The sequence below is a fragment of the Thermostichus sp. OS-CIW-20 genome (assembly GCF_054061455.1).
Window position 1 is genome coordinate 1 of record NZ_JBSSEF010000019.1, and the last position, 22,011, is coordinate 22,011.

Annotated in this window: 22 protein-coding genes and 1 tRNA gene; 6 read left to right on the forward strand and 17 right to left on the reverse strand. The window is 60.8% G+C overall.

Features of this window, described 5'->3' with window-relative positions; all coding sequences use genetic code 11:
• Positions 1 to 143: 143 nt before the first annotated feature.
• Positions 144 to 926, reverse strand: coding sequence for a Ycf66 family protein (locus ACVWXC_RS08095; RefSeq protein WP_457392065.1), 783 nt, complete (start codon positions 924 to 926; stop codon positions 144 to 146).
• A gap of 166 nt (positions 927 to 1,092) precedes the next feature.
• Between ACVWXC_RS08095 and ACVWXC_RS08100 the strand changes: the two genes are divergently transcribed.
• Positions 1,093 to 1,494: a hypothetical protein gene (locus ACVWXC_RS08100; RefSeq protein ID WP_011429724.1), complete on the forward strand. Its 402-nt coding sequence runs from the start codon at positions 1,093 to 1,095 to the stop codon at positions 1,492 to 1,494.
• On the opposite strand, the gene aroH is transcribed toward ACVWXC_RS08100, so the two are convergent.
• From aroH to ACVWXC_RS08130, 6 genes are all read right to left on the reverse strand, one after another.
• Positions 1,491 to 1,865 (reverse strand): chorismate mutase, encoded by a 375-nt coding sequence (gene aroH, locus ACVWXC_RS08105; protein WP_011429723.1) that lies wholly within the window; start codon positions 1,863 to 1,865, stop codon positions 1,491 to 1,493. The genes ACVWXC_RS08100 and aroH overlap by 4 nt on opposite strands.
• Positions 1,866 to 1,956: 91 nt before the next feature.
• Positions 1,957 to 2,646, reverse strand: coding sequence for a V4R domain-containing protein (locus ACVWXC_RS08110; RefSeq protein ID WP_011429722.1), 690 nt, complete (start codon positions 2,644 to 2,646; stop codon positions 1,957 to 1,959).
• A 56-nt stretch (positions 2,647 to 2,702) separates the two neighbouring features.
• Positions 2,703 to 3,182: a globin family protein gene (locus ACVWXC_RS08115; RefSeq protein ID WP_011429721.1), complete on the reverse strand. Its 480-nt coding sequence runs from the start codon at positions 3,180 to 3,182 to the stop codon at positions 2,703 to 2,705.
• 45 nt (positions 3,183 to 3,227) lie between these two features.
• The gene (locus ACVWXC_RS08120) at positions 3,228 to 3,479 is read right to left on the reverse strand and encodes a hypothetical protein (RefSeq protein WP_011429720.1); all 252 of its coding nucleotides are present in this window, start codon (positions 3,477 to 3,479) and stop codon (positions 3,228 to 3,230) included.
• Positions 3,476 to 4,159, reverse strand: coding sequence for a V4R domain-containing protein (locus ACVWXC_RS08125; RefSeq protein ID WP_011429719.1), 684 nt, complete (start codon positions 4,157 to 4,159; stop codon positions 3,476 to 3,478). The genes ACVWXC_RS08120 and ACVWXC_RS08125 overlap by 4 nt, the downstream gene beginning before the upstream one ends.
• Before the next feature lie 151 nt (positions 4,160 to 4,310).
• The gene (locus ACVWXC_RS08130; RefSeq protein WP_011429718.1) at positions 4,311 to 4,529 is read right to left on the reverse strand and encodes an Hfq-related RNA-binding protein; all 219 of its coding nucleotides are present in this window, start codon (positions 4,527 to 4,529) and stop codon (positions 4,311 to 4,313) included.
• Between the two features lie 382 nt (positions 4,530 to 4,911).
• On the opposite strand from ACVWXC_RS08130, the gene gvpA reads away from it, so the two are divergent.
• From gvpA to ACVWXC_RS08155, 5 genes are all read left to right on the forward strand, one after another.
• Complete coding sequence (gene gvpA / locus ACVWXC_RS08135) at positions 4,912 to 5,130, forward strand: gas vesicle structural protein GvpA (RefSeq protein ID WP_011429717.1); 219 nt, start codon at positions 4,912 to 4,914, stop codon at positions 5,128 to 5,130.
• Positions 5,131 to 5,778: 648 nt separating this feature from the next.
• Positions 5,779 to 6,801, forward strand: a complete 1,023-nt coding sequence (gene gvpC / locus ACVWXC_RS08140) for a gas vesicle protein GvpC (protein WP_099812338.1) — start codon at positions 5,779 to 5,781, stop codon at positions 6,799 to 6,801.
• Between the two features lie 88 nt (positions 6,802 to 6,889).
• Complete coding sequence (gvpN, locus tag ACVWXC_RS08145) at positions 6,890 to 7,774, forward strand: gas vesicle protein GvpN (RefSeq protein WP_011429714.1); 885 nt, start codon at positions 6,890 to 6,892, stop codon at positions 7,772 to 7,774.
• Positions 7,775 to 7,813: 39 nt separating this feature from the next.
• Positions 7,814 to 8,146, forward strand: coding sequence for a gas vesicle protein (locus ACVWXC_RS08150; RefSeq protein ID WP_011429713.1), 333 nt, complete (start codon positions 7,814 to 7,816; stop codon positions 8,144 to 8,146).
• 69 nt (positions 8,147 to 8,215) lie between these two features.
• Positions 8,216 to 8,647 carry an LptA/OstA family protein gene (locus ACVWXC_RS08155; protein ID WP_457392057.1) on the forward strand — a complete coding sequence of 144 codons (432 nt, stop codon included), beginning with the start codon at positions 8,216 to 8,218 and terminating at the stop codon, positions 8,645 to 8,647.
• 366 nt (positions 8,648 to 9,013) lie between these two features.
• Here the strand turns inward: ACVWXC_RS08155 and ACVWXC_RS08160 are convergent.
• From ACVWXC_RS08160 to ACVWXC_RS08205, 10 genes are all read right to left on the reverse strand, one after another.
• Positions 9,014 to 9,087: transfer RNA gene (locus ACVWXC_RS08160), tRNA-Arg, on the reverse strand.
• 17 nt (positions 9,088 to 9,104) lie between these two features.
• Positions 9,105 to 9,770, reverse strand: coding sequence for a ribonuclease HII (locus tag ACVWXC_RS08165; protein ID WP_011429711.1), 666 nt, complete (start codon positions 9,768 to 9,770; stop codon positions 9,105 to 9,107).
• A 58-nt stretch (positions 9,771 to 9,828) separates the two neighbouring features.
• Entirely contained in the window at positions 9,829 to 11,964 is a 2,136-nt protein-coding gene (locus tag ACVWXC_RS08170; protein WP_414388410.1) for an Rne/Rng family ribonuclease, read from the reverse strand.
• Positions 11,965 to 12,989: 1,025 nt separating this feature from the next.
• The gene (locus ACVWXC_RS08175) at positions 12,990 to 15,629 is read right to left on the reverse strand and encodes a TIGR03960 family B12-binding radical SAM protein (RefSeq protein ID WP_457392054.1); all 2,640 of its coding nucleotides are present in this window, start codon (positions 15,627 to 15,629) and stop codon (positions 12,990 to 12,992) included.
• A 142-nt stretch (positions 15,630 to 15,771) separates the two neighbouring features.
• Positions 15,772 to 16,944, reverse strand: a complete 1,173-nt coding sequence (locus ACVWXC_RS08180) for an aminotransferase class V-fold PLP-dependent enzyme (protein ID WP_041438899.1) — start codon at positions 16,942 to 16,944, stop codon at positions 15,772 to 15,774.
• A 185-nt stretch (positions 16,945 to 17,129) separates the two neighbouring features.
• A complete protein-coding gene (locus tag ACVWXC_RS08185; protein ID WP_099812341.1) occupies positions 17,130 to 18,755 on the reverse strand; it encodes a peptide chain release factor 3 in 1,626 nt (541 codons plus the stop codon).
• 323 nt (positions 18,756 to 19,078) lie between these two features.
• Positions 19,079 to 19,336 carry a hypothetical protein gene (locus tag ACVWXC_RS08190; protein WP_011429706.1) on the reverse strand — a complete coding sequence of 86 codons (258 nt, stop codon included), beginning with the start codon at positions 19,334 to 19,336 and terminating at the stop codon, positions 19,079 to 19,081.
• A gap of 162 nt (positions 19,337 to 19,498) precedes the next feature.
• Positions 19,499 to 20,683, reverse strand: coding sequence for a pyridoxal phosphate-dependent aminotransferase (locus ACVWXC_RS08195; RefSeq protein WP_457392049.1), 1,185 nt, complete (start codon positions 20,681 to 20,683; stop codon positions 19,499 to 19,501).
• Between the two features lie 43 nt (positions 20,684 to 20,726).
• Positions 20,727 to 21,284 (reverse strand): hypothetical protein, encoded by a 558-nt coding sequence (locus ACVWXC_RS08200; RefSeq protein WP_011429704.1) that lies wholly within the window; start codon positions 21,282 to 21,284, stop codon positions 20,727 to 20,729.
• A gap of 82 nt (positions 21,285 to 21,366) precedes the next feature.
• Complete coding sequence (locus tag ACVWXC_RS08205) at positions 21,367 to 22,005, reverse strand: DUF2232 domain-containing protein (protein WP_240527718.1); 639 nt, start codon at positions 22,003 to 22,005, stop codon at positions 21,367 to 21,369.
• Positions 22,006 to 22,011: the final 6 nt, after the last annotated feature.

Here is a 22,011-nt window from a genome sequence, read left to right on the forward strand (position 1 = left end):
CGTCAGCATCGCGTAGTGACAACGGAAACGGACAGAATGCTATCGCTTCACCGCTGAGCAGTAATGCTCAGCAGTGTTCAGCGTAAATGTATCAGTTGCCTCAGCAGGAGCAGCCCTCAGGCCAGGACGGCTTGAGGGTGAGGTCAGAACAAATCATCTTCGTACTCGTCTGGCTCCGCCTCTTGCACTTCCACCGATTCCACCTCGACAACACGGCGGGAAGGACGACGAGGTTTTTCCTCAACGTAGCTCTCACCCTGGTCTTGAGGCAGACGGGGGGGACGACGGCGGGTGACTGTGCCTCGTTCTTCCTGCACATCCTCGGGATAGTCCTCGGCAGCCGAGCGGCGAGAGGGATCCGGCTCATCGTCCTCGGTGTTCCGACGGAAGCGGGTCTCTTGCTCCTCGTAATACTCCTCCGCTGCCGGGCGAGGGCGGGGGCGCACACGGGTATCGCTGGTCAGTTGGGGCCGCGGGCGACGAGCTGGCTCCTCGCTGCGTTCAGGAATGGAGCGGCTGGCGGAGGAGGTGTCGCGAATGCGGGATCCGCTAGGCCGCGTGGAAACGCTGCGCGTCTGGGCATAGCCATCGGGTGGATAGGTGCGGCTAAAGCCCCGGGGCCCCACGACCGGACGCACTCCACCCCCCTGCCGTACCTTTTCGTTCAAGAGGATCCGCAATCGGAAGGTTTCGAAGGCAAACCAGCCAGCTATCACCGCCAGCAGCACCTGGGCAAAAAACAGCAACGGGATGAGCCGCTGACCCTCCAGAAGCAAACTGATGGAATAGATCAGGCCCATCGTGGCGAAAATCACATCCGACTCTGCGGAAGCCTCTCGCTTGATGAACCGAACCGCAAAGATGGCCCCACTGGCAATTGCCACCAGCGCTGCCATCAAAAAATAGGGGCTTTGGGTGAGAAACATGCCAGGGATCCCTAAACTGCTGAAAACAGGAAGGCGTCAGGCCTTACCCATTTCGCAGCCGATCTTAACATCGATCCTCCCAGGGACAACCATCCCGGTTTTAGGGCAGGATCCCTCAAAGGAAGGGGATCGGTGCTAGGATGGCCTGTACATTCCAGTAGGCTTCATGCTGTATCTGGCGCGGGTAGACAAGAAAAGTCTTTTTGGCCAGGCGGAGCTGCAGCTCTTGGCCCAGCAAGCCGAGGGTGGGGTTTGGGCGCCGCTTCGCCAGCCAGAACGGGTTACCTCTAAGGAGGCAGCCTCCTACAACGTGGGGGTATTGCTGCTGGTTGAGCTTGCGGAAAATCGGCAGGTGCAGCGGGTGGAAGAGGCGGCGATGAAGTTGGTGGAGATGTTGCACAGCCTCTCGCAGGCCCGCAGCCTGGCCGACCTGGCGGAGATCGAAAGCTGGCGTCAATCTTTGACCCGGCAAAGTCAAGAGCTGAGCCGTCGCGAAGCGGAGATGGCCGCTCTCCAGGAGCAACTGCAACAGTGGGAGGCTCGGCTGCGCGAGAAGCTATCCTCCTAAACTGGGCTGAGATCAGGCCGTAGCTCGCGGGCACCTCGCAGATAGACGTGGTGCATCTCAGCCTGGGCCAGCGGGGTGTTCAGTTGGATCAAAACGCGGATACAACGGGGCAGAGCGCCGTTGACGTCCATTTGTTGCACGTCCAACAGAGGCACCAACTCCCAGCCGGGGCGGCGGCGGGCAAATTGGGCAGGAAAGGCCGCGTTGAGATCGGGGGTAACGGAGAAAATGACGCTCACCAACTCCGCCGGATTGATGGCGTTGCGATGTTCCAGGGCGTCCAGTAGCTCGTTCACCGCAGCGCCAATGGCCTCGGCAGTGTTTGCCGGAACGGTGATGGCCCCTCGGATTGCTCTGACCCGCCACCCCAATGGCTACACCCTCAAGCGCTTGAGCTCGTCCTGCTTCCAGAGAATTATACAGACTCGTCCCGACGGGATCCCATCCCGCTGCTGGATCTGGTTACGGGGCGGGCTGTAACAACTTCTCCAGGATCTGGTCGTGGCTGAGGCCGGAGTCCACCCAGGCCTCTCCTTCCTTGAGGCGGGCGGCAGCGGTCAAGATAAACAAGTTGCTCTTCGCTCCCAAAGCCTCGCTGGTGGTTTGCACACAGCCCAGATCCTGGCCGGTCAGCTGGCTAAACCAGGTGGCCAACAGCCCTGCCTCCAAAAAGCCCATCGGGCGCTTGAAGTGGGGGGGTGTGGCAGCGGCAAAGGGAGAGTTGCGGATCGACACCACCAGCACCCCCTGATTTTTGTAGGTCCAGTCGATGTCGATCAGCCCCCAGCCGTGGGTCTTCCAGGCTTGTTTGAGATTTTGTAAAAAGAGCCCCATCTCCAGCTCGGACAAAGGCTTCTGGTAGTAGTCGGAGAGCTCCTGGGCAAAGCGGCGGAAAAACTCTTTGCCCCACATACGGCCACAGTTGCGCAATACCAGGCGGGCGGCCTGCCCTGTCTCGTATTCCAAGCCGGTGTAGATGCCTCGTAGCAATGCTTCTGGAAGGGCCAAGAGCCGGTCGCCGTGGCGACTTTCCAGCAAACCGGACTCCAGATCGCCTTGCAGATAGGCGCTGGGCGCGTAATAGTTGGCCAAAACAGGCGTGTAGGGGTCAAAGTCGGCGAGGCTGCTGGGGATGGGGGGGGTGCTGGCCATAGGGGATCCCTGGGTTATCAGTATCGGTAAGTTACCAAAAGGCGGTGGGGAAGGTTCTAGGCGGATTTGAGGCCGTTTAAAGAGAGCAAAGCTGCCTGCACTTGGGTGATCCAGGGGCGGATGAACTCCAGTTCGCCGGGAGTTAGGTGATCCCTAAGCTCTTGCTGAAAAGTCCGATGGACTACCTCATAAACGCTCTGCAGCTCGTACAGGCGCACCTCCTCTTCCATCCACTCGATCAGCCGCTCCTTCAAGAGGTTTTCGTCCTGCAGCAACATGGCCAGGGCGCTCTGACGCAGCAACAGGAGCAGGTGCCGCCGGCACAGGTTTACCGTTTGCGGAGAAAGATTGGGCATCTCCTTTTGAAGGGTGTCTAGGGTGCGGCTCACCATCTGGCTCTCCCCTTCCCGTACGACCCGGTACACGTGCAGCCGCTTTGGCCAGCCGAGCACATAGGCTTTGAGCTGCTCCAGTTGCTCCGGCGTGAGGTAGCGGGCCTCGGCCTCAATTAGCATCTGCTCCAGTGGGCTCACCATCTCACTTCTCCAAAGTGTTGGTGGGTGCTCAGCGGGTGTCGGCGTTCAAAACAGGCTGAATAAATCGGCCAAAGTAATCGGTTCCTCTTCAGGCTGGGGCGGCAGCGCTGCCGAGAGGGATCCCAAGGAACGGGCCGCCAAAGCCAGGGGATCCCCCGTCCAGGGGATGGAGGCAAAATGCTCTCGCACCCGTACAAAAGGCATGGGCAGCGAGGGGTCTTGCAGAGGGCGGTTATCCCAATTCAGGCGAGCAAAAAAGCTCTGCACCGATTCTTCCAGAAAAACCTCTGCTGTCATGGCTTGGTCACTCCTTGACCGGAGCGCAACTTTTGGGCAATTTCGCTGGCGCTGGCCCCTTCGTTGAGCCAAAAGGCAGCCGCATCGATGCGATCTTTGCTGCCGAGCAAAAACTTACAGTAGCTTTCTCCCATGGAGTAGCACTGGATCTCGATGCAGTTGAGCTGCCGTTCCACCATGGCGCTGAAAAACCCGGCAAATAAGCCAGCGTAGAGATGGCAAACCGGCTTGCCCACATCCCCCAGGGTGCGGGCCACGGCGGAGTCAAAGAGGTTGATAAAAATAAACCCCTGCCGCCGGCTCTCGGTCTCCACCTCCCAGCGCCCCCAGCCTTGCGAGGTCAAGGGCCACCACCAGGTTTCCAAGAGGAACATCAGGTGGCTCTGCTTGGGTTTGCGCCGATACTCTTCCTCAAACCAGTGGGAGAAGTGGATTGCATCGTTGCGGCCCCACTCGCGGCCAATGGTGTACATCAAGGAGGCCGAGGCATCCCCCACTTCTTCTTCCAGGCCCTGTTGCAAACCTAGGATAAAATCCTCGCTTACCAAGACGTTGCGCGCGCCCGTCCAGTCTACTAGGGATCCCTGGGAGCGGTCGAAGCGAAAAAAATCCTCGCGGCTGTAGTGGTTATGCCGCTGGGCGACAGGTTGCAGGGCAAGCTCGATGGGGCCGGTTGACATGGCTAGAGGGGAGGAGGGTAAATTTTTTCACACTTCTTGCTGAATCATAGCCTTTTCGCCGGGGGCTTTGGCCAGAGCTGTCGATAGGTGCGCCAAAGAAACCCTTGCCGCCGGGAAGCCAGCGACGGCCAAGGGCTGCAGGGGTTTGGGTTTAGGAGGGAGGTCTGACTTTGACGAAGGCGATGGCGGAGCGCCACAGCAGCGATTCTTGTCCCTCAGCGTCGGCCAAACAAAGGCAGTCGGGATCCTGCCAGCGCAACTGGCCGACGAAGACATCGCCGGTATTGAGCTTAACCTCAACGATTTCCCGATCCCGGATCACCCGCTGCAGGCGACGCACGCTTGGGATCCCGGTGTTGAACTCGGTCACAGCAGCCCTCTTGGCCAGCGGAAGGACGGCATGTCGGCAAGCGCACTGCTCTCAGTATAGGGGATCCCTGCCGGCCCGCACCCTGACTTGAGGGCCTCTCCCCGGGACGCTCTCACCCTTTGACCCATTTTCTCTACCAGCGGGTACTATGAAGGCGGGGTGGCGCTCGGAGGAGACGGCGACTCTTGTCAGCCCGTCACGTTTTTTAAGCGAATCTACGGGTGTTCTCCCCGAAAAAAGCCAGCACAATGGGGCTGGGGTGATACAAGGGGCGGGTGTTACCCCAGGGGGCCGATCCAAGGTTAGGATCCCTTCCAACCTGCAATTTTGCCGCCGATTCGTCTTCAACCATCCAACCATCATCAGTGCAGGAGAGATCGTCATGGCAGTTGAGAAAGTGAACTCTTCTTCCAGCCTGGCCGAAGTGATCGACCGCATTTTGGACAAAGGGATCGTGGTCGATGCCTGGGTGCGGGTTTCTCTGGTGGGGATCGAGCTGTTGGCCATTGAAGCTCGCGTTGTCGTGGCTTCGGTGGAAACCTACCTGAAATACGCCGAGGCGGTGGGCCTGACGGCTACTGCTGCTGCCCCTGCCGTCTAAGTCTGGCCGTCTTCAGCCACTTGTAAAGAGGCGGCAGCTGCCTCCCGCAGCCGCTATGGCTTGGCAGTCCTGTCGAAGCAGGTGGCTAGTGAGGCAGGGACCAGGGTAGAGTCTCTGCCTCGCTTTGCTCAGTTCTGGCCAACTTTGACCGACCAACAGCCCGGCTATTCCCGCTCCCAGGTGGAGGACTTGTGCGGCCTGCCGGTTTGCATTGCCACGCAAGTGCCGAAGCCAGCTATCTGGGAGAAGGGAAAAAGGCCGTAGTGCCCCTGACCCACACAAAAGGGTAGTCAGCATTATGGCATTGAATTTATTGAGGTAGAGGAGGCGTACAGCTCGCAGGCAAGCTTCCTAGATGGAGATGGGCTACCTAGTTATGGTGAAAAACCCGACGGGTGGAGACCCTCTGGAAAGCGTGTCAAGCGGGGCCTGTACCAAACGGCAAAGGGGTGGTTGGTCAACGCTGAGGCAAATGCTGCCGCCAACCTGCTTAAGAAAGTCAGCAGAACCTTGGGGCTTTGCGTGAAGGAACTGTCTAGAGGCGCTTTGACAACGCCATTACGGGTTCTTTTGTGGACTGCGTAAGAATCCCCCGCCTTTAGGCGGTGGGAGTGTCAAAGTAAAAACCAACAGGAGAGAGGGAGCGCCATGAGTTTGCGGGAACAGTGGGCCATGGCCCACAACCAACGGGTGGCCCAGAATCAAAGTTTGTTCAGTCAATCCCGGCAGCAGCGTCTGGAGCAGCACCGAGCTCTGATAGCCGAGCTGGAGCAACGCCGCCGGGAACGACAAGAGGCAATCCGGCAACAGAGGGAGCAAACCCGTAGGCAACTGAAGAGCTTCAACCAGAGCCGGGCGGCGCAGCGGGCCTTGGACGAGCATTCTCGCATGGAGGCTGTGGCCCAGCGGGTCAAAGCGGTGGCGGAGCTTCTCTCCCGCATGGCTCAAGAGCGAGCCGCCCAATCGCAGGCCCAGCAGCAGGAGCTGCAGACTTTTCAAGCCAACTTGACAGCGACGGTGGGGAGATTGCTGAGCACCTGTGCACAGGCCCGGCAGACCATGGCCGGCCAAACTCGACAAGCTCGCCAGTCTTTTTATGCTGAGTTGCGGCAGCGGGTACAGGCTTTGCAGCAGCTCGCGCGGCAGGAGCTGGCTCAGGTCGCTCAGGATCAGCGGGCAGAGGCCCAGGCTCTGCGGCAAGCTTTGGCGGCTTTCCGCAGGGCGTTGCACGAGCAGGTCTGGGGGAATGGGATCCCAGAGGCCCAACCCATCATCCCTTCTGAGGGCTTGGAAGGTGAAAAGTCTGAGAGCTCGGCCAATGCCTCGAAAACGGTTTCGGCTGAGGTTTCCCTGCCAAAGCCTGTGGTTGCGGTCTCAGAAGAGGCGGCTCCTCCTCCCCCTCAGCCTGTGGTGACTCCGCCACCACCTGAACCTGCTCCAGTTCGGCCCGCGCCCCCGCAGGAGGCAAGTTCGGATCGCATCATGGCCTACGTCAACAACTATGTAACCAACCTGCAAGCGCAGGCTCCCGATCTAACTTTGCTGCAGGTGATCGGGGATCGGGAGCGGGTGCGGGATCTGCTGGCCCGCGGTGCGGTGGATCTGGGGGTGGATCCCTCCGAGATCCTGGCCACCTTGCGGCGTATGGTGTCAGCGACGGTTGCCATCTGATCCCGGCCTAACACCTGTGAGCGCAAGAAGACCGTTGCCGCTATAGTCGAGGCAAGAGCGTCAAGGCAATTGAGAGTTGGGTATTGCTATGGCCACGGTTCTGCAGGCGCGTCCCCGCCAGTTCGTAAACACTCCTTACATCGAGCGGATTACCCGCCGCGCTTTGCGCTATCTGCAATCGGGTTTTGCGGTGCATCTGCGGGGCCCTTCGGGCACGGGCAAGACTACCCTGGCGATGCATCTGGCTAGCCTGCTGGGCCGTCCCATCATGCTGATCTACGGCGACGATCGCTTCGATTCTTCCGACCTGATCGGGGGGCGCACCGGCTTTACCCATCGGCGGGTGGTGGACAACTTTATCCACTCGGTGGTGAAGACGGAGGAGGATGTGCAGCAGCGCTGGGTGGATGCCCGCCTCACCTTGGCCTGCCGCGAGGGGTTCACCCTCATCTACGACGAGTTCAACCGCTCCCGCCCGGAGGCCAACAACGCCCTCCTGAGCGCTTTGGAAGAGAGGCTGCTGGTGTTGCCGCCGGACAGCAACCGCTCGGAGTATCTGCGGGTGCATCCCCAGTTCCGGGCCATCTTCACCTCCAACCCAGAGGAATACACCGGAGTTCACAAGGCCCAGGATGCGCTGCTGGATCGGATGATCACCATCGATATCGGCGAGCCGGATATCGAGACCGAAAAGGAGATCCTCACCGCGCGCATCGGTCTCTCTGCCCCTGATGCGCTCAAGATCGTCCACATCGTCCGCGCTTTTCGCCGCAAATTGGATCTGACCCGCCACCCCAGCCTGCGCAGTTGTCTGATGATCGGACGCATTGTCAAGGAGCACGAGCTGGCGGTGAGCAAGGACAATGCCGATTTTCGCGCTCTGTGCGCCGACGTGCTGTTGCCCAGGGCCGGCAAGCGCTACGAGGAAGGAGCCCAGGTGCTCAACTATTTGCTGGATCAACTGCCCGGCTGATATTTGTATGCTTTCGCACACTTTGGAGGGAAATTCTCTGTGCCTATTACCTCTCAACCCCTGGCCACGGCAACGCATGGCTCCTCTCTGGCCGATGTCTTGGAGCGGGTTTTGGACAAGGGGATTGTCATCGCCGGGGATATCACCGTTTCGGTGGGCAATGTGGAGCTGCTCAATGTGCGCATTCGGCTGCTGATCGCTTCGGTGGACAAGGCCAAGGAGATTGGGATCAACTGGTGGGAATCGGATCCCTATCTCAGCAGCCAAGCCCGCGAGCTGCTGGAAACCAACCGCCAGTTACTGCAGCGGGTCAGCGAGCTGGAAAAGCAACTGGCCCAAGGCCTGCCCAAGGGAGGAAATGGTAAGGACTAACGCGCTGCCCCGCCAGCGGGGCCAGGGATCCCGGGCTAGACTGGCAGGTGGGGTGGTTTGATTGGGGTGATGCGCATGGCGGTCGGGATCGACCTTGAGCAGAAAAACAGGTGCCAGCTAAGGGGGGTAGCCTGGGCGGTGGGGGTGGCGCTGCTGCTGGCAATCCCCAGCCTGGCTTGGGGGCAAAACCCGCGTGCCCTCAGCATCAGCGCCGATGTCCAGGAGGCCAATGCCAACACGGGGGTGTTTGTAGCCACCGGCAATGTCACCCTCAGCTTTCCCGCCGAGCGCCTCACGGCCCGCGCCCAGAGAGCGGTGTACTACAGCCGGGAGCAGCGGATCGAGCTGGAGGGCCAGGTCACCATCCGCCAAGGGGAAAATCAGTTGCAAGCAGAAAAAGTCGTCTATCACATCGAAAAAGGCACCATCCAGGCCGTGCCAGCAGCAGGAGGCCAGGTGGAGTCCGTTTATGTGCTACCAGAACCCACTGCGAGCCCCTAGCTAAGGCTTAGATCCAGATCCTGCTGAGAGAAGTGCTGATACATTTACGCTGAACACTGCTGAACATCACTGTTCAACTATGCAGCGATAGCATTCTGCTTGTTTCCATTCGCGTTAGCGGGACGGAGTCCAAACAGAATGGCGGTATCCCGCAAAGCTTTGAGTAGAATACCCAAAGCGCAGTTTCCGTGTCGTCTTACTACCAATTTTCTGCTTTGCTTTGGCTACCATGTTGGCAGACTCGAAAGTAAACAGAAAGATCAACTGGTAGTAATCCGTACTGAACATATTATACATTATTTTCAGTATAGTTGAGCTTATTATTGACTAGAGTCATGCTCCTTCGCTGTCTGCTTCTGGAAGAAACGCCCACGAAAGGATTCGAACCTCCGACCCCTGGGACCGGAACCCAGTGCTCTAGTCCGCTGAGCTACGTGGGCAGTACGTGGACTCTATCCTACCCTCCAATTTCGCCTGCCTGCAAGTCTCGCAGGGGGGCAAAGCTACGGCGGTGCTGGGGGCTTGGCCCCAAGCGCTGCAGCGCCAGTCGGTGCTCCTGCGTGCCATAGCCGACGTTGGTGCGCCAGCCGTAGCCGGGGTACTGGTGATCCCAGCTCTGCATCAGGGTATCCCGCCAGACTTTGGCCACGATGGAAGCGGCGGCGATGGAGAGGCTAAGCTGATCCCCTTTGACCAGGGCCGTCTGCCGGGATCCCAGCTCTGCCAACGGCAACCCATCCAGCAGGATGTGCTCCACTTCCCCCACCTGCGCCAGAGCTCGTTGCATGGCCAGCAGCGTGGCCTGGCGAATGTTGAGCTGGTCGATCTCGGCGGCAGAGGCGCTGCCAATGCCTACGGCCAGGGCTACTTGGGCAATCCGCTCCGCCCAGTGGGCGCGCTGCGGCGGGCGCAGTTGTTTGCAGTCTCTCACCCCTGACAGCGCCTCCGGATCCAGATGGGCCGGCAAAATCACCGCCGCCGCCACCACCGGCCCCGCCAGGGCCCCCCGCCCCACCTCATCCACGCCTGCCACCCGCCGCATCCCCTGTTGCCACAGGGATCCCTCCCACTTCAGGCTGGGCTGCACCACCTTGTCCACACCCCCAACTCCGGAGCCAACCATCCTCTTGACCGAGCCAACCGACCAACGGCGAGGTTTGCTCCCGGGCTCAGCGGGCCGGCTAGCTGCTGCGGGAGCGCCGTCGTCTGGAGGCCGCCGGAGATTGCTGAGACGGGTCGATGACTACCTCCTGGGGCGTCACCGTTGCCGGCGGCTCCGCCATCGATGATACAGGCGGAGGAGTTTGCGGCTCGGAGGGTGCTGGCGGGGGAAGAGTATTTACCGGCTCCTGCTCCGGCAAAGCTGCGGCTTCAGGGGCAACCGTCTCCGCCGTGCCGTTGGCAGAAGTTGCACCGGCCTCCGCCTCTTCCGGGCTGGCCATCTTTACAGTGCCCGGCAGGGCCACCATAACCACCGTGTCGCGGCCCGAGGGCGGTGGCTGATCCAGAAGCAACAGCGGCGACAGCCCTAACTCTGAGTAGACCCGCTGTTGCAAGGGGGTCATCTCCACAGTAATGGCTTGCCGGGCTGGACGGCTTTCTGAGGACTCCACCCCACCGGCGCGAGCGGATCGCCCCGCGGTAGGCTGGTCTCTGTGGGAGCCCTGCTCTTCCCCATCTTCTCCCCGGCTGGGACGCCGGGATTCTTTGCGCTTCTGCTCCGCCCCGCCCCCTGCCGGCTGCAAGAGATCTTCCCCAGGCACCTCCAGACTGCCCCCTTCTGCCTCTCCGCTCCGGGAAACCGGGCGCTGGCCTACGCGGGGATCCACCCACTCGTCGCGGGAGCGTTTGCGCCCCACCTCAATTCGCGATTCCTCCAGATCCGGTCGCTGTTCTGGGGCAGTACGGGAGCGGCTCAGGGAGACACGGCCTTCGGTTCGCGACACCCCATTGCTCCCCAGCCGCAGGCCCGCCCGCTGCGAGTCGCCCTCCTGGAGCAGGCTTGGGCTGGAACCGTCCTCCCCCTCAGTGGGCAACGTTACCGGCAGGCCACTTTCGACCGTCAACAGCCGTCCTGGCTCAGCTCCTGGCAGGCGGGCCAGGATCCCTAGCCCCTCACAAGTAGGACAAGAGTGGCCGAAGATCTCGTAAAGGCTTTGCCCCTGCCGCTTGCGGGTGAGCTCCACCAGCCCCAATTCCGACAACTGAACCACCTGGGGGCGAGCTTTGTCGCTGGAGAGGGCCTTGTTGAAGTGCTCCAAAACCAGCAACTGGTCGCGGCGGGAATCCATGTCGATGAAATCCACCACGATCACGCCGGCAATGTTGCGCAGCCTCAGTTGACGGGCAATCTCGGTAGCCGCCTCACAGTTGGTCCACAGCACTGTCTCGCGAGAGGTGGCCGATTGGGTGAAAGAGCCAGAGTTGACATCGATCACCGTCAGGGCTTCGGTGGGCTCAATGACGATGTAGCCGCCGGAGGGGAGATCCACCCGGGGTCGCAGCGCCTGCCGGATGACTGCATTGACCCGGAAATACTCCAGGATGGGGGTGGGTTCGCGGTGGGCATCGACCACAACACCGGGCGGCATCTGGCCCTTGTTCCAACCTTGCAAATAGCTACGCACCCGCTTCGCCCCTGCCGGCGAGTCGGTAACGATGCGGTTGACGTCCTCCGAGTAGACATCCCGCAGCACTCGCTGGATAAAATCGTCATCTCGGCTGAGCAGCCCCGGACCCCGTGCCGCCTGATACTGCTGTTGAATATCCTCCCAGAGCTTTTTCAATTGCTCCAGGTCTTCGATCATCGCCTCTTCAGACACCCCCTCGGCCTCGGTGCGCACCAACAGGCCCATCTGGGGGGGTTTGATCAAAATAGCCAGCGACTTGAGGCGATTGCGTTCTTCCCGATCCTCGATGCGGCGGGACAGATGAACCCCTTTGCCGTAGGGTCGCAGCACCAAGTACCGCCCTGGAAAGGCCAGATCGCCGGTGAGGCGTGGCCCTTTGTTGCCGGTGGGCTCCTTCATAACCTGCACCAGCACCTTTTGCTGTGGCAGAACCAGCTCCGAGATGGAGGCATGGTTGCGCTTGAGGCGTAGCGGGCCTAGGTCGCTGACGTGAATAAACCCGTTGCGTTCGCCGGAGCCAATGTTGACAAAGGCAGCGTCGATGCTGGGCAGGACGTTCTCGACGATCCCGACGTAGACGTCTCCCACCTGGTAGGTGCCACTGGCAACGATCAGCTCTTGGACTTGGTCTTCGGCAAAAACAGCAGCGACGCGGTGTTGCTCATCAATTACAATCTGCCTGGGCATTAACGTTCCTCCCCGCCCCCAGGGCCTGCGGTTGTGGATTGAACCCTCCTTGCGGCGAGGCGCTGTCCTTTTGGCGGGATCCGCTCAAGTTTTTTTAGCCAGAATCGATTCATCATGAGGCTGTCCATTACCCTAAGCTCTGCTTTGACGGAGGATGACCGATTTGCTGGGCTTCCACTCCACCATTGATGAGGTGAGTCCAAGCTCATCGGATCCTTAGGATTGGGTGGGATTTGCATGGGGATTGATGGATAGGCTCAGGAGGCAAGATGACACCCCTCCGCCTCAGACATCCCAGAAGAGATTAGACGATGGTTCGTGGCAGAACCCCAATCGTGCCAGCCTAGATCCACAGAAAGACAGGGTTTGCACGCGGAAAGAAACACCTTCTCAGGAGAAAAAATATAGTGCTAGAGCCAGGCCACAGGGGCACACCTCTCTGTACCGCCTATCGACTGGGCCCTGTTGCGCCCGTTACCTGCCCTGGGTACTGAGTTAGGGTTGACACTCCCTCCGCCTGAAAGCGGGGGATTCTTACGCAGTCCACAGACGAACTCGTAAAGGCGTTGTCAAGCCGCCTCTGGACAGTTCCTTGGGGCAAAGTTCCAAGGTTCTGCTTACCTTTTCTGATCAGGTTGGTTGAGACGTTGACATCTCCTCGGCGCTTGCCACCGGTCGGGTTTTTCACCGTGATTAGGTGCTCGCCTGGAAACGGTACGCCTCATCAACAAGTATACTAACTCCCTGAGCACCATTGGCGAGCAACCGAAGTTGCTTGCGGGCTTTTCCGCACCGTACTAACTAAAGTACAGGGCCGCCAAGCTATCCTTCTGGGTCTCCATTTCAGAATCCGATCAAACTGTTGCCTGCTGCCTGCCCTGCCTTTGGCCAAGTTGATCCCGGCAAGCTCCGCAGCGGCAGAAGCCAGCAATAGACAACATAGCGCCTGTCGGATCCCCCCCTCCAGACAGGGGCAGAGCCCAGCCTTGGTCTCCTTTTTGTCCGGTCGATCCTGAGGCCGCTCCTCAGTCGGGATCGGAGGTGCCGTCTTGCCACAGCAGACGCAGCCGCCTGGCCATCTGTAGCGTCCAGCGGGGCAAGCCCAAGGACTCGGCCATTTGCACGAGTTGATTGGGCCGCAGGTAAGTGCCGTCGTTGCGGCAACTGCCGCGGTAGAGGAGGCGGGCGCTGCCGTCGGGGGCCAGGCCCTGAAACTCCAGGTAGTAGAGCAGGGGGCGAGCGTTGAAGCGACAGGGTTTGCCGGATTTGGTGGATTTTTCAATCCAAATTTCCCGCGCATCCAGGATCTGGGTAACCCAGGTCGGCCAGTCGGCTTCGGGCAACTCGCAGCTCACGCTGAGTTGATATTCGGCGGCGTAAACCGCTTCGGTAGCCGAGGGATCCCGCAGGCCGATCTCTTGAATGGCCTGGATGGGAATTTCGGGGGGCAGTTGCTCGGCCAGCAGGGCGCGCAGCTCCTCCGGGGTAAAGGGAGCCCCGGGGCGGGCCAGGAGTTCCAGATCGAGGATCTCCCCATAGCCTTCCTGGCCGATGGGCAGGGCGTTGGCGTTAGCCAGGCGGGGCATGGGGTGGTAACCGCCGCTAAAGGCCAGAGGCAGCCCCGCTCGCCGACAGGCCCGTTCCCACAGCCGCATCAGATCCAGGTGGCCCAGCCAGCGCAGATCCCCAGTTTTGCCGTAGGTGATGCGGAAGCGCTGGGCGGGCGGCTGCGGCTCCAGGGGATCTGGGGTGGGGGTGGGCCGGCTTTGCAGGGGTGGGACGGGCGGGGGCGGGATGACAATGTTGTGGCCAAAGCCGGGGCCGCAGATGCCGCAGGCGGAGCACTTCTCAAAGGAGCAGTCTTCCACCGTGATGGCTTCCAGGGCGCGGCGGTAGTCTTTCTGCAGCCATTTTTTGTCGATGCCGGTATCGATGTGATCCCAGGGCAAGGGATCCTCTAGGCCCAATTCGCGCATGGGGAGATGGGCGCAGAGGGCAACCGGATCGGCGCTGGGATCCACCGCTTCGCCGCAGTAGGCCTTGACCCAGGCGGCATAGGCGGCGTCGATGTTTTCCCACCAGGCGTCCAGGCCGGCGCCGGCCCGCCAGGCCTGCTCGATCATGCGGCCCAGGGAGCGATCCCCCTTGCCAATAAAGTCTTCCAGGATGCTGAAGCGGATGTCGGTGAAGTGGGCTTTGACCCCCCGCAGCCGCCGCAGCTCCTTTTGCAGCAAGGCCTGCTTGCGCTGCACGTCGGCGTAGTCCACCCGGTGCCACTGGAAGGGGGTGTGGGGCTTGGGGACAAAGTTGGAGACCGTGAGGGTAAACTCCACCTTCTTGTGACCCAAGGCCGCACATTCTCGCTGCAGCATCTCAACCGTGCGGGCAATCCCAATGACATCGGCGTCAGTCTCTCCCGGCAGGCCGATCATGAAATAGAGCTTGATCTTGTCCCAGCCCTCCTGGACGGCGGTGCGAATGCCGCGAATGAGGTCAACATCGCTAAGACCCTTGTTGATGATGTCCCGCAGCCGTTGCGTGCCGGCTTCTGGGGCAAAGGTCAGCCCCGAGCGGCGGGATCCCTTCATGATGGCGGCAATTTGCTCATCGAAGCGATCCACCCGCTGGCTGGGCAGCGAGAGGGCGACGTGCTCCCCCAGCAGGCGGTTGTGCAGCTCGGCCCCCACCGCCGGCAGGGAGAGGTAGTCGGAGCAACTGAGGGAAGAAAGGGAAAATTCGCTGTAGCCGGTTTTGCGCAGGCCCTGCACCACCGCCTCCACCACCGCTTGCGGATCCACATCGCGAGCCGGGCGGGTGAGCATGCCGGGTTGGCAAAAGCGACAGCCGCGGGTACAGCCGCGCCGCACTTCCATGACCAGGCGGTCGTGGACGGTTGCCACCAGCGGTACTAGGCCAATGGAGTACTGCGGTTGGGGCAGGGCCACGCGGCGGCGGATGCGCTCCGGCACGCCGGGCACGATGGGGCGGGGCGGGATCCCCTCGTAAAACTGGGGCACATACACCCCCGGCACCTGGGCCAGCTCCAAGAGCACCTCGCGGCGGGGCTTGGCTAGAGATTGAGCCAGCACCTGGCCGATCTCCGGCAGCACCTCTTCCCCATCCCCGAAGACAAAGAAATCGAAAAAGTCGGCAAAGGGCTCTGGGTTGGAGGTGGCGGTGGGCCCGCCGGCAAAGATCAGGGGACACTCTTGCGGGGTAAAGGGCTGGCGCTCCCACCATTTGAGGGGGATCCCGGCCAGATCCAGCATCTCTAAGATGTTGGTGCCCCCCAGCTCGTAGGCCAGGCTGAAGCCGATGATGTGGAAAGCGCGCAAGGGGCGGCGCGATTCTACGGCAAACAGCGGGATCTGCAACTGCCGCATCCGGGCCGCCAGATCCGGTCCCGGCAGGTAGGTGCGGTCGCACAACTGGTCTGGCTGGGCGTTGAGGATGTTGTAGAGGATGAGGTGGCCCAGGTTGGAGGCCCCCACCTCGTACAGCTCCGGGTAGCTCAGCACCCACCGCACCCGCCCCGACTCCCAGGGGCGGTGGGCGGCGCCGAACTCTTTCCCCAGGTAGCGGGCTGGCCGCTGGATCTCAGGCGTGAGCAGGCGATCCAGATCGATCGGGCCTAGATGGGCTTGCGTGGCAGCCAGAGAGAGCATGAGGATCCGAGCAAGAAGTGAACGCAGCTACTGATCTGACTCTAGCCGAACTTTCCCGGCAACCCAAACCCAAGACGGGGGTGGCGAGACCGTTCCATCTCCCCTCTCCCGGAGGGAGAGGGGTTGGGGGTGAGGGCGCACATCACTCCGGCAGCCGCTGCAAGGCTAGCGCCAACTGTTCGTACTCAGCCAGGTGGTTGTAGACCTGGGCCGAGATGCGCACCCAAAGCTGCCCGGCAAAGGGAAGGATGGGAACCTCGATGCGGTGCACCTGCCAGAGGTAGTCGTGCAGGCGGCGGGCCCGCTCCGCCAAAGGCAGCTCCGGGATCCACTGTTGCCAGAAGGGTGGCAGGGGCAGGGTGGCCATAAAGCCCAGCATCCGCTCCGGGGCAGGTGGGATCCCTTCCAATTGTTCCAAGAGCACCTGCCGCGCCTGCAGCAGCAGCGTGTGGTTGTGCTGGCGCAGCCTCTCCACCCCCAGCTCCTGGATAAAGGCCAGGGCTGCCGAGATGGCCAGCCAGGCGCTGGGATCGCGGGTGCCCACCCAGTCGAACTCGGCTGTGAACCCTTGCCCGTAGCCGTGGGAGATGGCCAGGGGATGGGTTTGGGCCTGGCGGTGGGGGGCCACCCACAGGAAGGCACAGCCCTTGGGGGCAAACAGCCACTTGTGGGCGTTGCCGGTGTACCAATCGGCTCCTAAGCTTTCCAACTCCAACGGGAGAACCCCCGGCGCATGGGCCCCGTCCACCAAGACTGGGATCCCGCGCTCTCGACAGAGGCCAATCAGCTCCGCCAAGGGGTAGACCAGAGCCGTGGGCGAGGTGAGGTGATCCAGCACCGCCAGCCGAGTCTGGGGGGTGAGAATGGCCGCAAACGCCGCCAAAACCTGCTCCGGCCCCGCAATCGGAAAGGGAACCTGGGCTTCCGCCAGCACCGCCCCCCAGCGTTCACAGACATAGCGCAACGCCTGGCGGACGGCCCCATAGCTGTGGCTGGTGTAGGCGATCTGATCCCCTGGCCGAAACGACAGGGAGCGCAGCACGGCATTGACGCCGCCGGTGGCATTTTCCACAAACACAAGGTTTTCAGGCTCAGCCCCAACAAACTGGGCCAGCTCTGCCGCCGCGGCCCGCAAAGCCCGCGGCAGCTCTTCCCCCATAAACTGTACCGGCTGGGCCTCTAGGCGCTCTTGCCAGGCTCGCTGGGCCTGCAGCACCGTTTTCGGGGTCGCGCCGTAGGAGCCGTGATTCAAAAAAATAGCCTGCGGATCCAGCCCCCACAACGAGCGGTCGCAAAGCGGTTTATCGACTGCCATGGGTTTGCCTTGGAAATAAGACCTGGCAAGCATGACCCAAAAAAGAAGAAAAAGAAATTGCTGGGATCTACAAAAACGAGATTGCCAGGCAGCGAGAAGATGTCAACCCCGATCCCAGACAGCAGCAAAGCTTTGGTCAGGTAGCGGAACTTGCAGGTTCCCGGAGAAGGTTGCTCTGAGTGGCCTTAGGAGCCGTCCTTGGATTCGGGGCCAAGATCCGCGATGGGAGCAATTTTGCTCAGCTTAATTTTGGGGTTGCTGCTGATAAATTGCTGCAAGGTCCACTCGTTTTTAAAGAGGAGAACCGGCCTATCTTGAATGTCTTTGACAATGAGGGTGTTAAACAGGCTGGGGAAATTCTGGAGGACTTCCCAGCCGTTTTCTACCCAGCGGGCCAGGGTGTAGGGCAGCATCTCCAGTCGGGTTTCAACATTGTATTCGTGTTCCAGGCGGTACTGCAGCACCTCAAACTGCAACTGGCCCACTGCCGCCACGATCGGATCCCGTTTCGACTCGTCGAGGGAATACATAATCTGCACCGCCCCTTCTTCCCGCAGCTCCGCCACCCCCTTCTGGAACTGTTTAAACTTGGAGGGGTTGGGATTTTTCAGATAGGCAAATAGCTCCGGCGAAAAGCTGGGGATCCCGGCGTAGCGCAACCTCGGGCCGGTGTAGATGGTATCCCCAATCCTGAAGATGCCGGGGTTGTTGAGGCCGATGACATCGCCAGGATAGGCTTCATCGATGGAGATGCGCTCTTGGGCGAACAATTTTTGGGGATAGGAGAGACGGATGGGGCGATTGAGGCGGGCATGGTTGACCACCATGTCCTTCTCGAACTTACCGGAGCAGATGCGTACAAAAGCAATGCGATCCCGGTGGCGGGGATCCATATTGGCCTGCAGCTTAAAGACAAAGCCGGTGAACTCAGGATGTTCGGGTGGGATCAGCCCTGCCGTGCTCTCGTGGGGCATTGGCGGCAGGGAGTACTCGATAAACGCATTGAGAAACAGCTCCACCCCAAAGTTGGTCATGGCGCTGCCGAAAAAGACGGGGGTTTGCTGGCCAGCATGAACCTGTTTGAGATCCAAGCTGGGCATGAGGCCATCCAATAACTCCAGCTCTTCTTTAAATTGGTAATAGAGATCCTTTTCAATCAGTTCTTCAATTTGCGGATCCCCGAGTTTAACGACGGTATCTTTGACCCGCAGCCGCCCCCCCGAGACTCGCTCAAAGAAGTGAAACTCCTGAGTCCGCCGGTCAAACAAAGCTGTGAAGCGCTCCCCTGAGCCAATCGGCCAGGTTACAGGATAGGGCTTGAGGCCCAGCTCCGTCTCGATTTCGTCCATCAGCTCGAGGGGATCCCGGCTGGGGCGATCCATCTTGTTGATGAAGGTAAAGATCGGCAACTTCCGCAGTTGACAGACTTCAAACAGCTTGCGGGTCTGGGGTTCTAGCCCTTTGCCGGCGTCTTCTAGCATCACAGCGTTATCAGCCGCCGCCAGGGTGCGGTAGGTGTCTTCGCTGAAGTCTTGGTGGCCGGGAGTATCGAGCAAGTTGAGGCGAATGTTGCGGTAGTCAAACTGCAACACAGTCGAGGTAATGGAAATGCCCCGTTGTCTTTCCAGCTCCATCCAGTCGGAGGTAACCCGCTTTTGGGCGCGACGGGCCTTCACCGCCCCTGCTTCTTGAATCGCCCCCCCGTACAACAGCAGCTTTTCCGTAAGGGTGGTCTTCCCGGCATCGGGGTGGGAAATAATGGCGAAGGTGCGCCGTTGCTGGATAGCTTTGGCCAAATCCACTGCTTTCATAAGAAGTAAGTGCTCCAATCAAAACCCGCTCGTCTCACAGCGCGCTGACGCTATGCGACCCTTAAAAAATAGCGATGGCACTCCCCTTGCTGCCCTGCTGCTGCTTCGCAGACGATGGAGAGCTTTAGCGAGGAGTAGAAAAGAGAGAGGCTGGGATGGCCGTCCGCTAGCGGGGGAGGGAGCACAGGTTGAAAAGCCGGGGAAGAGCACTAACCTACTCTGACCGTAGCACAGGACGTGGTTCTGCCGTTGCCTGGCACTCTAGGACAGAGATCCTTTGGAGCGGAATTCCCACCGAGCGGATCGGGATCAACGGGTCTCGTTCAACAGTTGCTTAGCAGTTGCTCAATGGTGGCGATGGTGAAGTTTTGGCTGACCACCAGCCGTTCCACGCGAATGCGGTGGGCCTGCAGCAGGCACTCTTGTTGCAATGCTTTGGGCAGTTGCTCCCAATGGTCCAGCAGGACTGCCAGCAAGATCTCGCCCGGCAAGAGGGATCCCAGCTTTTCCACACTCTCGGCAGACCATTTGAGGGTAAAGCCAGCGGGCAATTTTTTGGGAGACTTTTGGGTGGGAGCCATCTTAGCGCTCCCTCAGCATCGCCTCGAGGACTTCACGGTAGGCCTGAGCCAAGAGTCTTCTCCTGCCTCTGCCAGGCACCAGCCCCTGCTGTTGGTTTGCTGCGCCACCGTTTTGTAGAGAAGTCTCGGCCAGCCCTTGTCTTCAGCCCTCCTCCTGCCCCCTCAGAGGGAAGACAGGAAGCGGTGCAGCCGTTCCAGTCCTTTTTCAAGCGTGGCGCGGTCGGCGGCATAGGAGAGGCGGATGTAGGACTCTGCCCCGAAGGCCACCCCCGGCACGGCGGCCACGTGATGTTCTTTGAGCAGCCGTTGGCAAAACTCTACCGAACCCAAGCCGGTTTGGCCGATGTTGACAAACACATAAAATGCGCCCTCCGGCTCCGGGAAAGTCACCCCCGGCAAGGTGCGGATCCCTTGCACCATCAGATCCCGTCGCTGCCAGAATTCTTGGCGCATCTTCTCCACCGCTGCCGCCGAGAGGGGGCTGGTGAGAGCCTCCAGGGCGCCGTACTGGGCAAAGGTGCAGACGTTGGAGGTGCTGTGGCTTTGCAGGCTGATGGCCGCCTCGATGATGGGCTTAGGGCCCGCCAAGTAGCCAATCCGCCAGCCGGTCATGGCATAGGCTTTGGCGAAGCCGCTGCTGAGGATCAGTCGCGGCATCAAGTCAGGGCAAAGGGATCCCAGGCTGATGTGGCGGGCTTGGCCGTAAACCAGCTTTTCGTAGATCTCATCGCAGACCACATAGAGATGGGGAACCGAGAGGATCACCTCTGCCAAAGCTGCCAGCTCCTGCCGGTGATAGACAGCGCCGGTGGGGTTGGCCGGCGAGTTGAGGATGAGCAACTTGCTGCGGGGGGTGAGGGCCTGGCGCAGTTGGTCGGCGGTGAGCTTGAACCCCTGGCCCTCTTGCGTCTCCACCCGCACCACCTTGGCCCCGGCCAGAGCCACCATCTCGGGATAGCTAACCCAGTAGGGGACGGGCAGGATCACCTCGTCGGCGGGATCCAGGAGCACCATGGCCAGGTTAAACAGGGTTTGCTTGCCGCCGTTGCTAATCAGGATCTGGTCGGGGCTGTAGTCCAAGCCGTTTTCTCGGCGCAATTTGTCTGCCACCGCCTGGCGCAGGGTGGGGATCCCGGCAGTGGGGCCGTAGCGGGTTTTGCCCTCTTCCAGGGCGCGGATGGCGGCAGCCCGAATGTGCTCAGGGGTGTCGAAGTCCGGCTCGCCAGCGCTCAGGATACAGACATCCAGACCCTCTGCCCGCATGGCCTTGGCCAGAGCCGAAATCGACAGCGTTGCGGAAGGAGAGAGACGAGCAACCCGTTGGGACAAGCCGGCAGCAGACACCATCAGTTGGGGATCTGGGGTAGCAGGTTGGGTTAGTTTTAGGCAGTTAGGCCACCGCTGTCAAGAGGCGGCTGCCATCCACCAGCAGCAGCTTATGACCCTCCCGCTCCGCCAACAGATCCCAAAACTCGCCGGCGACGGCCCCCGGCAAGAACCCTTCCAGACGCAGCTGCAGGGGGGGGAATTGCTTGTTCCCCTGGGGCTTGCGCCGCACCGTCACCCAGATGAAGCCGTCGTGGGGCTCGACGATGCCGCGAATGTTAAAGCCCTCCTCTACATCCTCGGGGGCAGGCAGAAAGGGCTCGTCCAGATCTGGATCTTGCTCCTCCTCCGGCAAGGCCAGGATGCGGATAACGCTCAGGCCCAAAGTGCCGCCCGACCGCGGCTGCGGCTGCACGTAGTACCAGTAGGTGTGGCCGCTCTCGATGCAATAGGTGAAAGGGCGCAGCAGCTCCGCGCGGCCAGGGGTGGCCGGATACTCTACGCCATCGGCGGCAACCAGCGTCGCCTGAGCATAAGTCTGCGGGATCGATTTTAGGGATCCCTTGATCAAGCCCAGGGCGCGGAACTGGTAGGGGTAGGCAGGAGGGGGCAGTGGGTTCATCAGGAACAGGGGTAGAAGCTATGGGGGTAGGGTCTACAAGTTTATCCCATGGCGGTAGTCACCTTAGAGGTATAGGCGGCTGCTAATCCAGCAAAAATTGCACCCACTTCGGCGGCGGCGGCAGCGGACAGCGGAAATGCTCCATCACCAGAGCTGCCACCAAATGCACCGTGAAGACGTAGACCAGGGAGTTAAAGGCGATAAACCCTGCCACCACCACCTGAACCATCCAGGGTTCTGCCACCCAGTACACACCCAGCCTGGCCAGAGACACATCCAGCAGCCAGTTGGTCAAGCCGGTGAGTTGGATGGTGACGTAAGTCCAGAGGTTTTCCCCCACCAACAGCGAGGAGAGCAGCAACTGGAAAACGAGGCCGAAAGCGCTGAGGGCAGCGCCGCTGGCCACCGAGACATACCAGGAAAGGCGCCGCCGCCATAGGCGGGCACACCAGTAGCCCAGCAGGCCGTAGGGAATGACGTAGAGAATGCTGCGCGTGGGCCCCATCAGCACCGTCAGCAACAGAGCAGAGACCGCCAGCGCCATCGCCCCGGTGCGGGGATCCCAGCGCATCACCGCCAGCGCCACCGGAATGGGGAAAAACAGACGCATAAACGGGGCCAGCGGCGTGTAGCTCAAGATCCAGATCAAAGCAGCAGTGCTGGCTAAGAAAGCTGTCTCCACCACCCTTAGAGCCGGAGAGCGGGGAGGTGGCGGGGGCAAGGGAGG

What these genes read in the sequence shown, in the direction of transcription:
- gvpN (WP_011429714.1), top strand. Translation starts at nt 6,890, where the DNA reads ATGGCCACGGTTCTGCAGGCGCGTCCCCGCCAGTTCGTAAACACTCCT.
- gvpA (WP_011429717.1), top strand. Translation starts at nt 4,912, where the DNA reads ATGGCAGTTGAGAAAGTGAACTCTTCTTCCAGCCTGGCCGAAGTGATC.
- ACVWXC_RS08165 (WP_011429711.1), bottom strand. Translation starts at nt 9,770, where the DNA reads ATGGTTGGCTCCGGAGTTGGGGGTGTGGACAAGGTGGTGCAGCCCAGC.
- gvpC (WP_099812338.1), top strand. Translation starts at nt 5,779, where the DNA reads ATGAGTTTGCGGGAACAGTGGGCCATGGCCCACAACCAACGGGTGGCC.
- ACVWXC_RS08100 (WP_011429724.1), top strand. Translation starts at nt 1,093, where the DNA reads ATGCTGTATCTGGCGCGGGTAGACAAGAAAAGTCTTTTTGGCCAGGCG.
- ACVWXC_RS08170 (WP_414388410.1), bottom strand. Translation starts at nt 11,964, where the DNA reads ATGCCCAGGCAGATTGTAATTGATGAGCAACACCGCGTCGCTGCTGTT.
- ACVWXC_RS08200 (WP_011429704.1), bottom strand. Translation starts at nt 21,284, where the DNA reads ATGAACCCACTGCCCCCTCCTGCCTACCCCTACCAGTTCCGCGCCCTG.
- ACVWXC_RS08175 (WP_457392054.1), bottom strand. Translation starts at nt 15,629, where the DNA reads ATGCTCTCTCTGGCTGCCACGCAAGCCCATCTAGGCCCGATCGATCTG.
- ACVWXC_RS08110 (WP_011429722.1), bottom strand. Translation starts at nt 2,646, where the DNA reads ATGGCCAGCACCCCCCCCATCCCCAGCAGCCTCGCCGACTTTGACCCC.
- ACVWXC_RS08180 (WP_041438899.1), bottom strand. Translation starts at nt 16,944, where the DNA reads ATGGCAGTCGATAAACCGCTTTGCGACCGCTCGTTGTGGGGGCTGGAT.
- ACVWXC_RS08190 (WP_011429706.1), bottom strand. Translation starts at nt 19,336, where the DNA reads ATGGCTCCCACCCAAAAGTCTCCCAAAAAATTGCCCGCTGGCTTTACC.
- ACVWXC_RS08185 (WP_099812341.1), bottom strand. Translation starts at nt 18,755, where the DNA reads ATGAAAGCAGTGGATTTGGCCAAAGCTATCCAGCAACGGCGCACCTTC.
- ACVWXC_RS08115 (WP_011429721.1), bottom strand. Translation starts at nt 3,182, where the DNA reads ATGGTGAGCCCACTGGAGCAGATGCTAATTGAGGCCGAGGCCCGCTAC.
- ACVWXC_RS08120 (WP_011429720.1), bottom strand. Translation starts at nt 3,479, where the DNA reads ATGACAGCAGAGGTTTTTCTGGAAGAATCGGTGCAGAGCTTTTTTGCT.
- ACVWXC_RS08155 (WP_457392057.1), top strand. Translation starts at nt 8,216, where the DNA reads ATGCGCATGGCGGTCGGGATCGACCTTGAGCAGAAAAACAGGTGCCAG.
- ACVWXC_RS08095 (WP_457392065.1), bottom strand. Translation starts at nt 926, where the DNA reads ATGTTTCTCACCCAAAGCCCCTATTTTTTGATGGCAGCGCTGGTGGCA.
- ACVWXC_RS08125 (WP_011429719.1), bottom strand. Translation starts at nt 4,159, where the DNA reads ATGTCAACCGGCCCCATCGAGCTTGCCCTGCAACCTGTCGCCCAGCGG.
- ACVWXC_RS08195 (WP_457392049.1), bottom strand. Translation starts at nt 20,683, where the DNA reads ATGGTGTCTGCTGCCGGCTTGTCCCAACGGGTTGCTCGTCTCTCTCCT.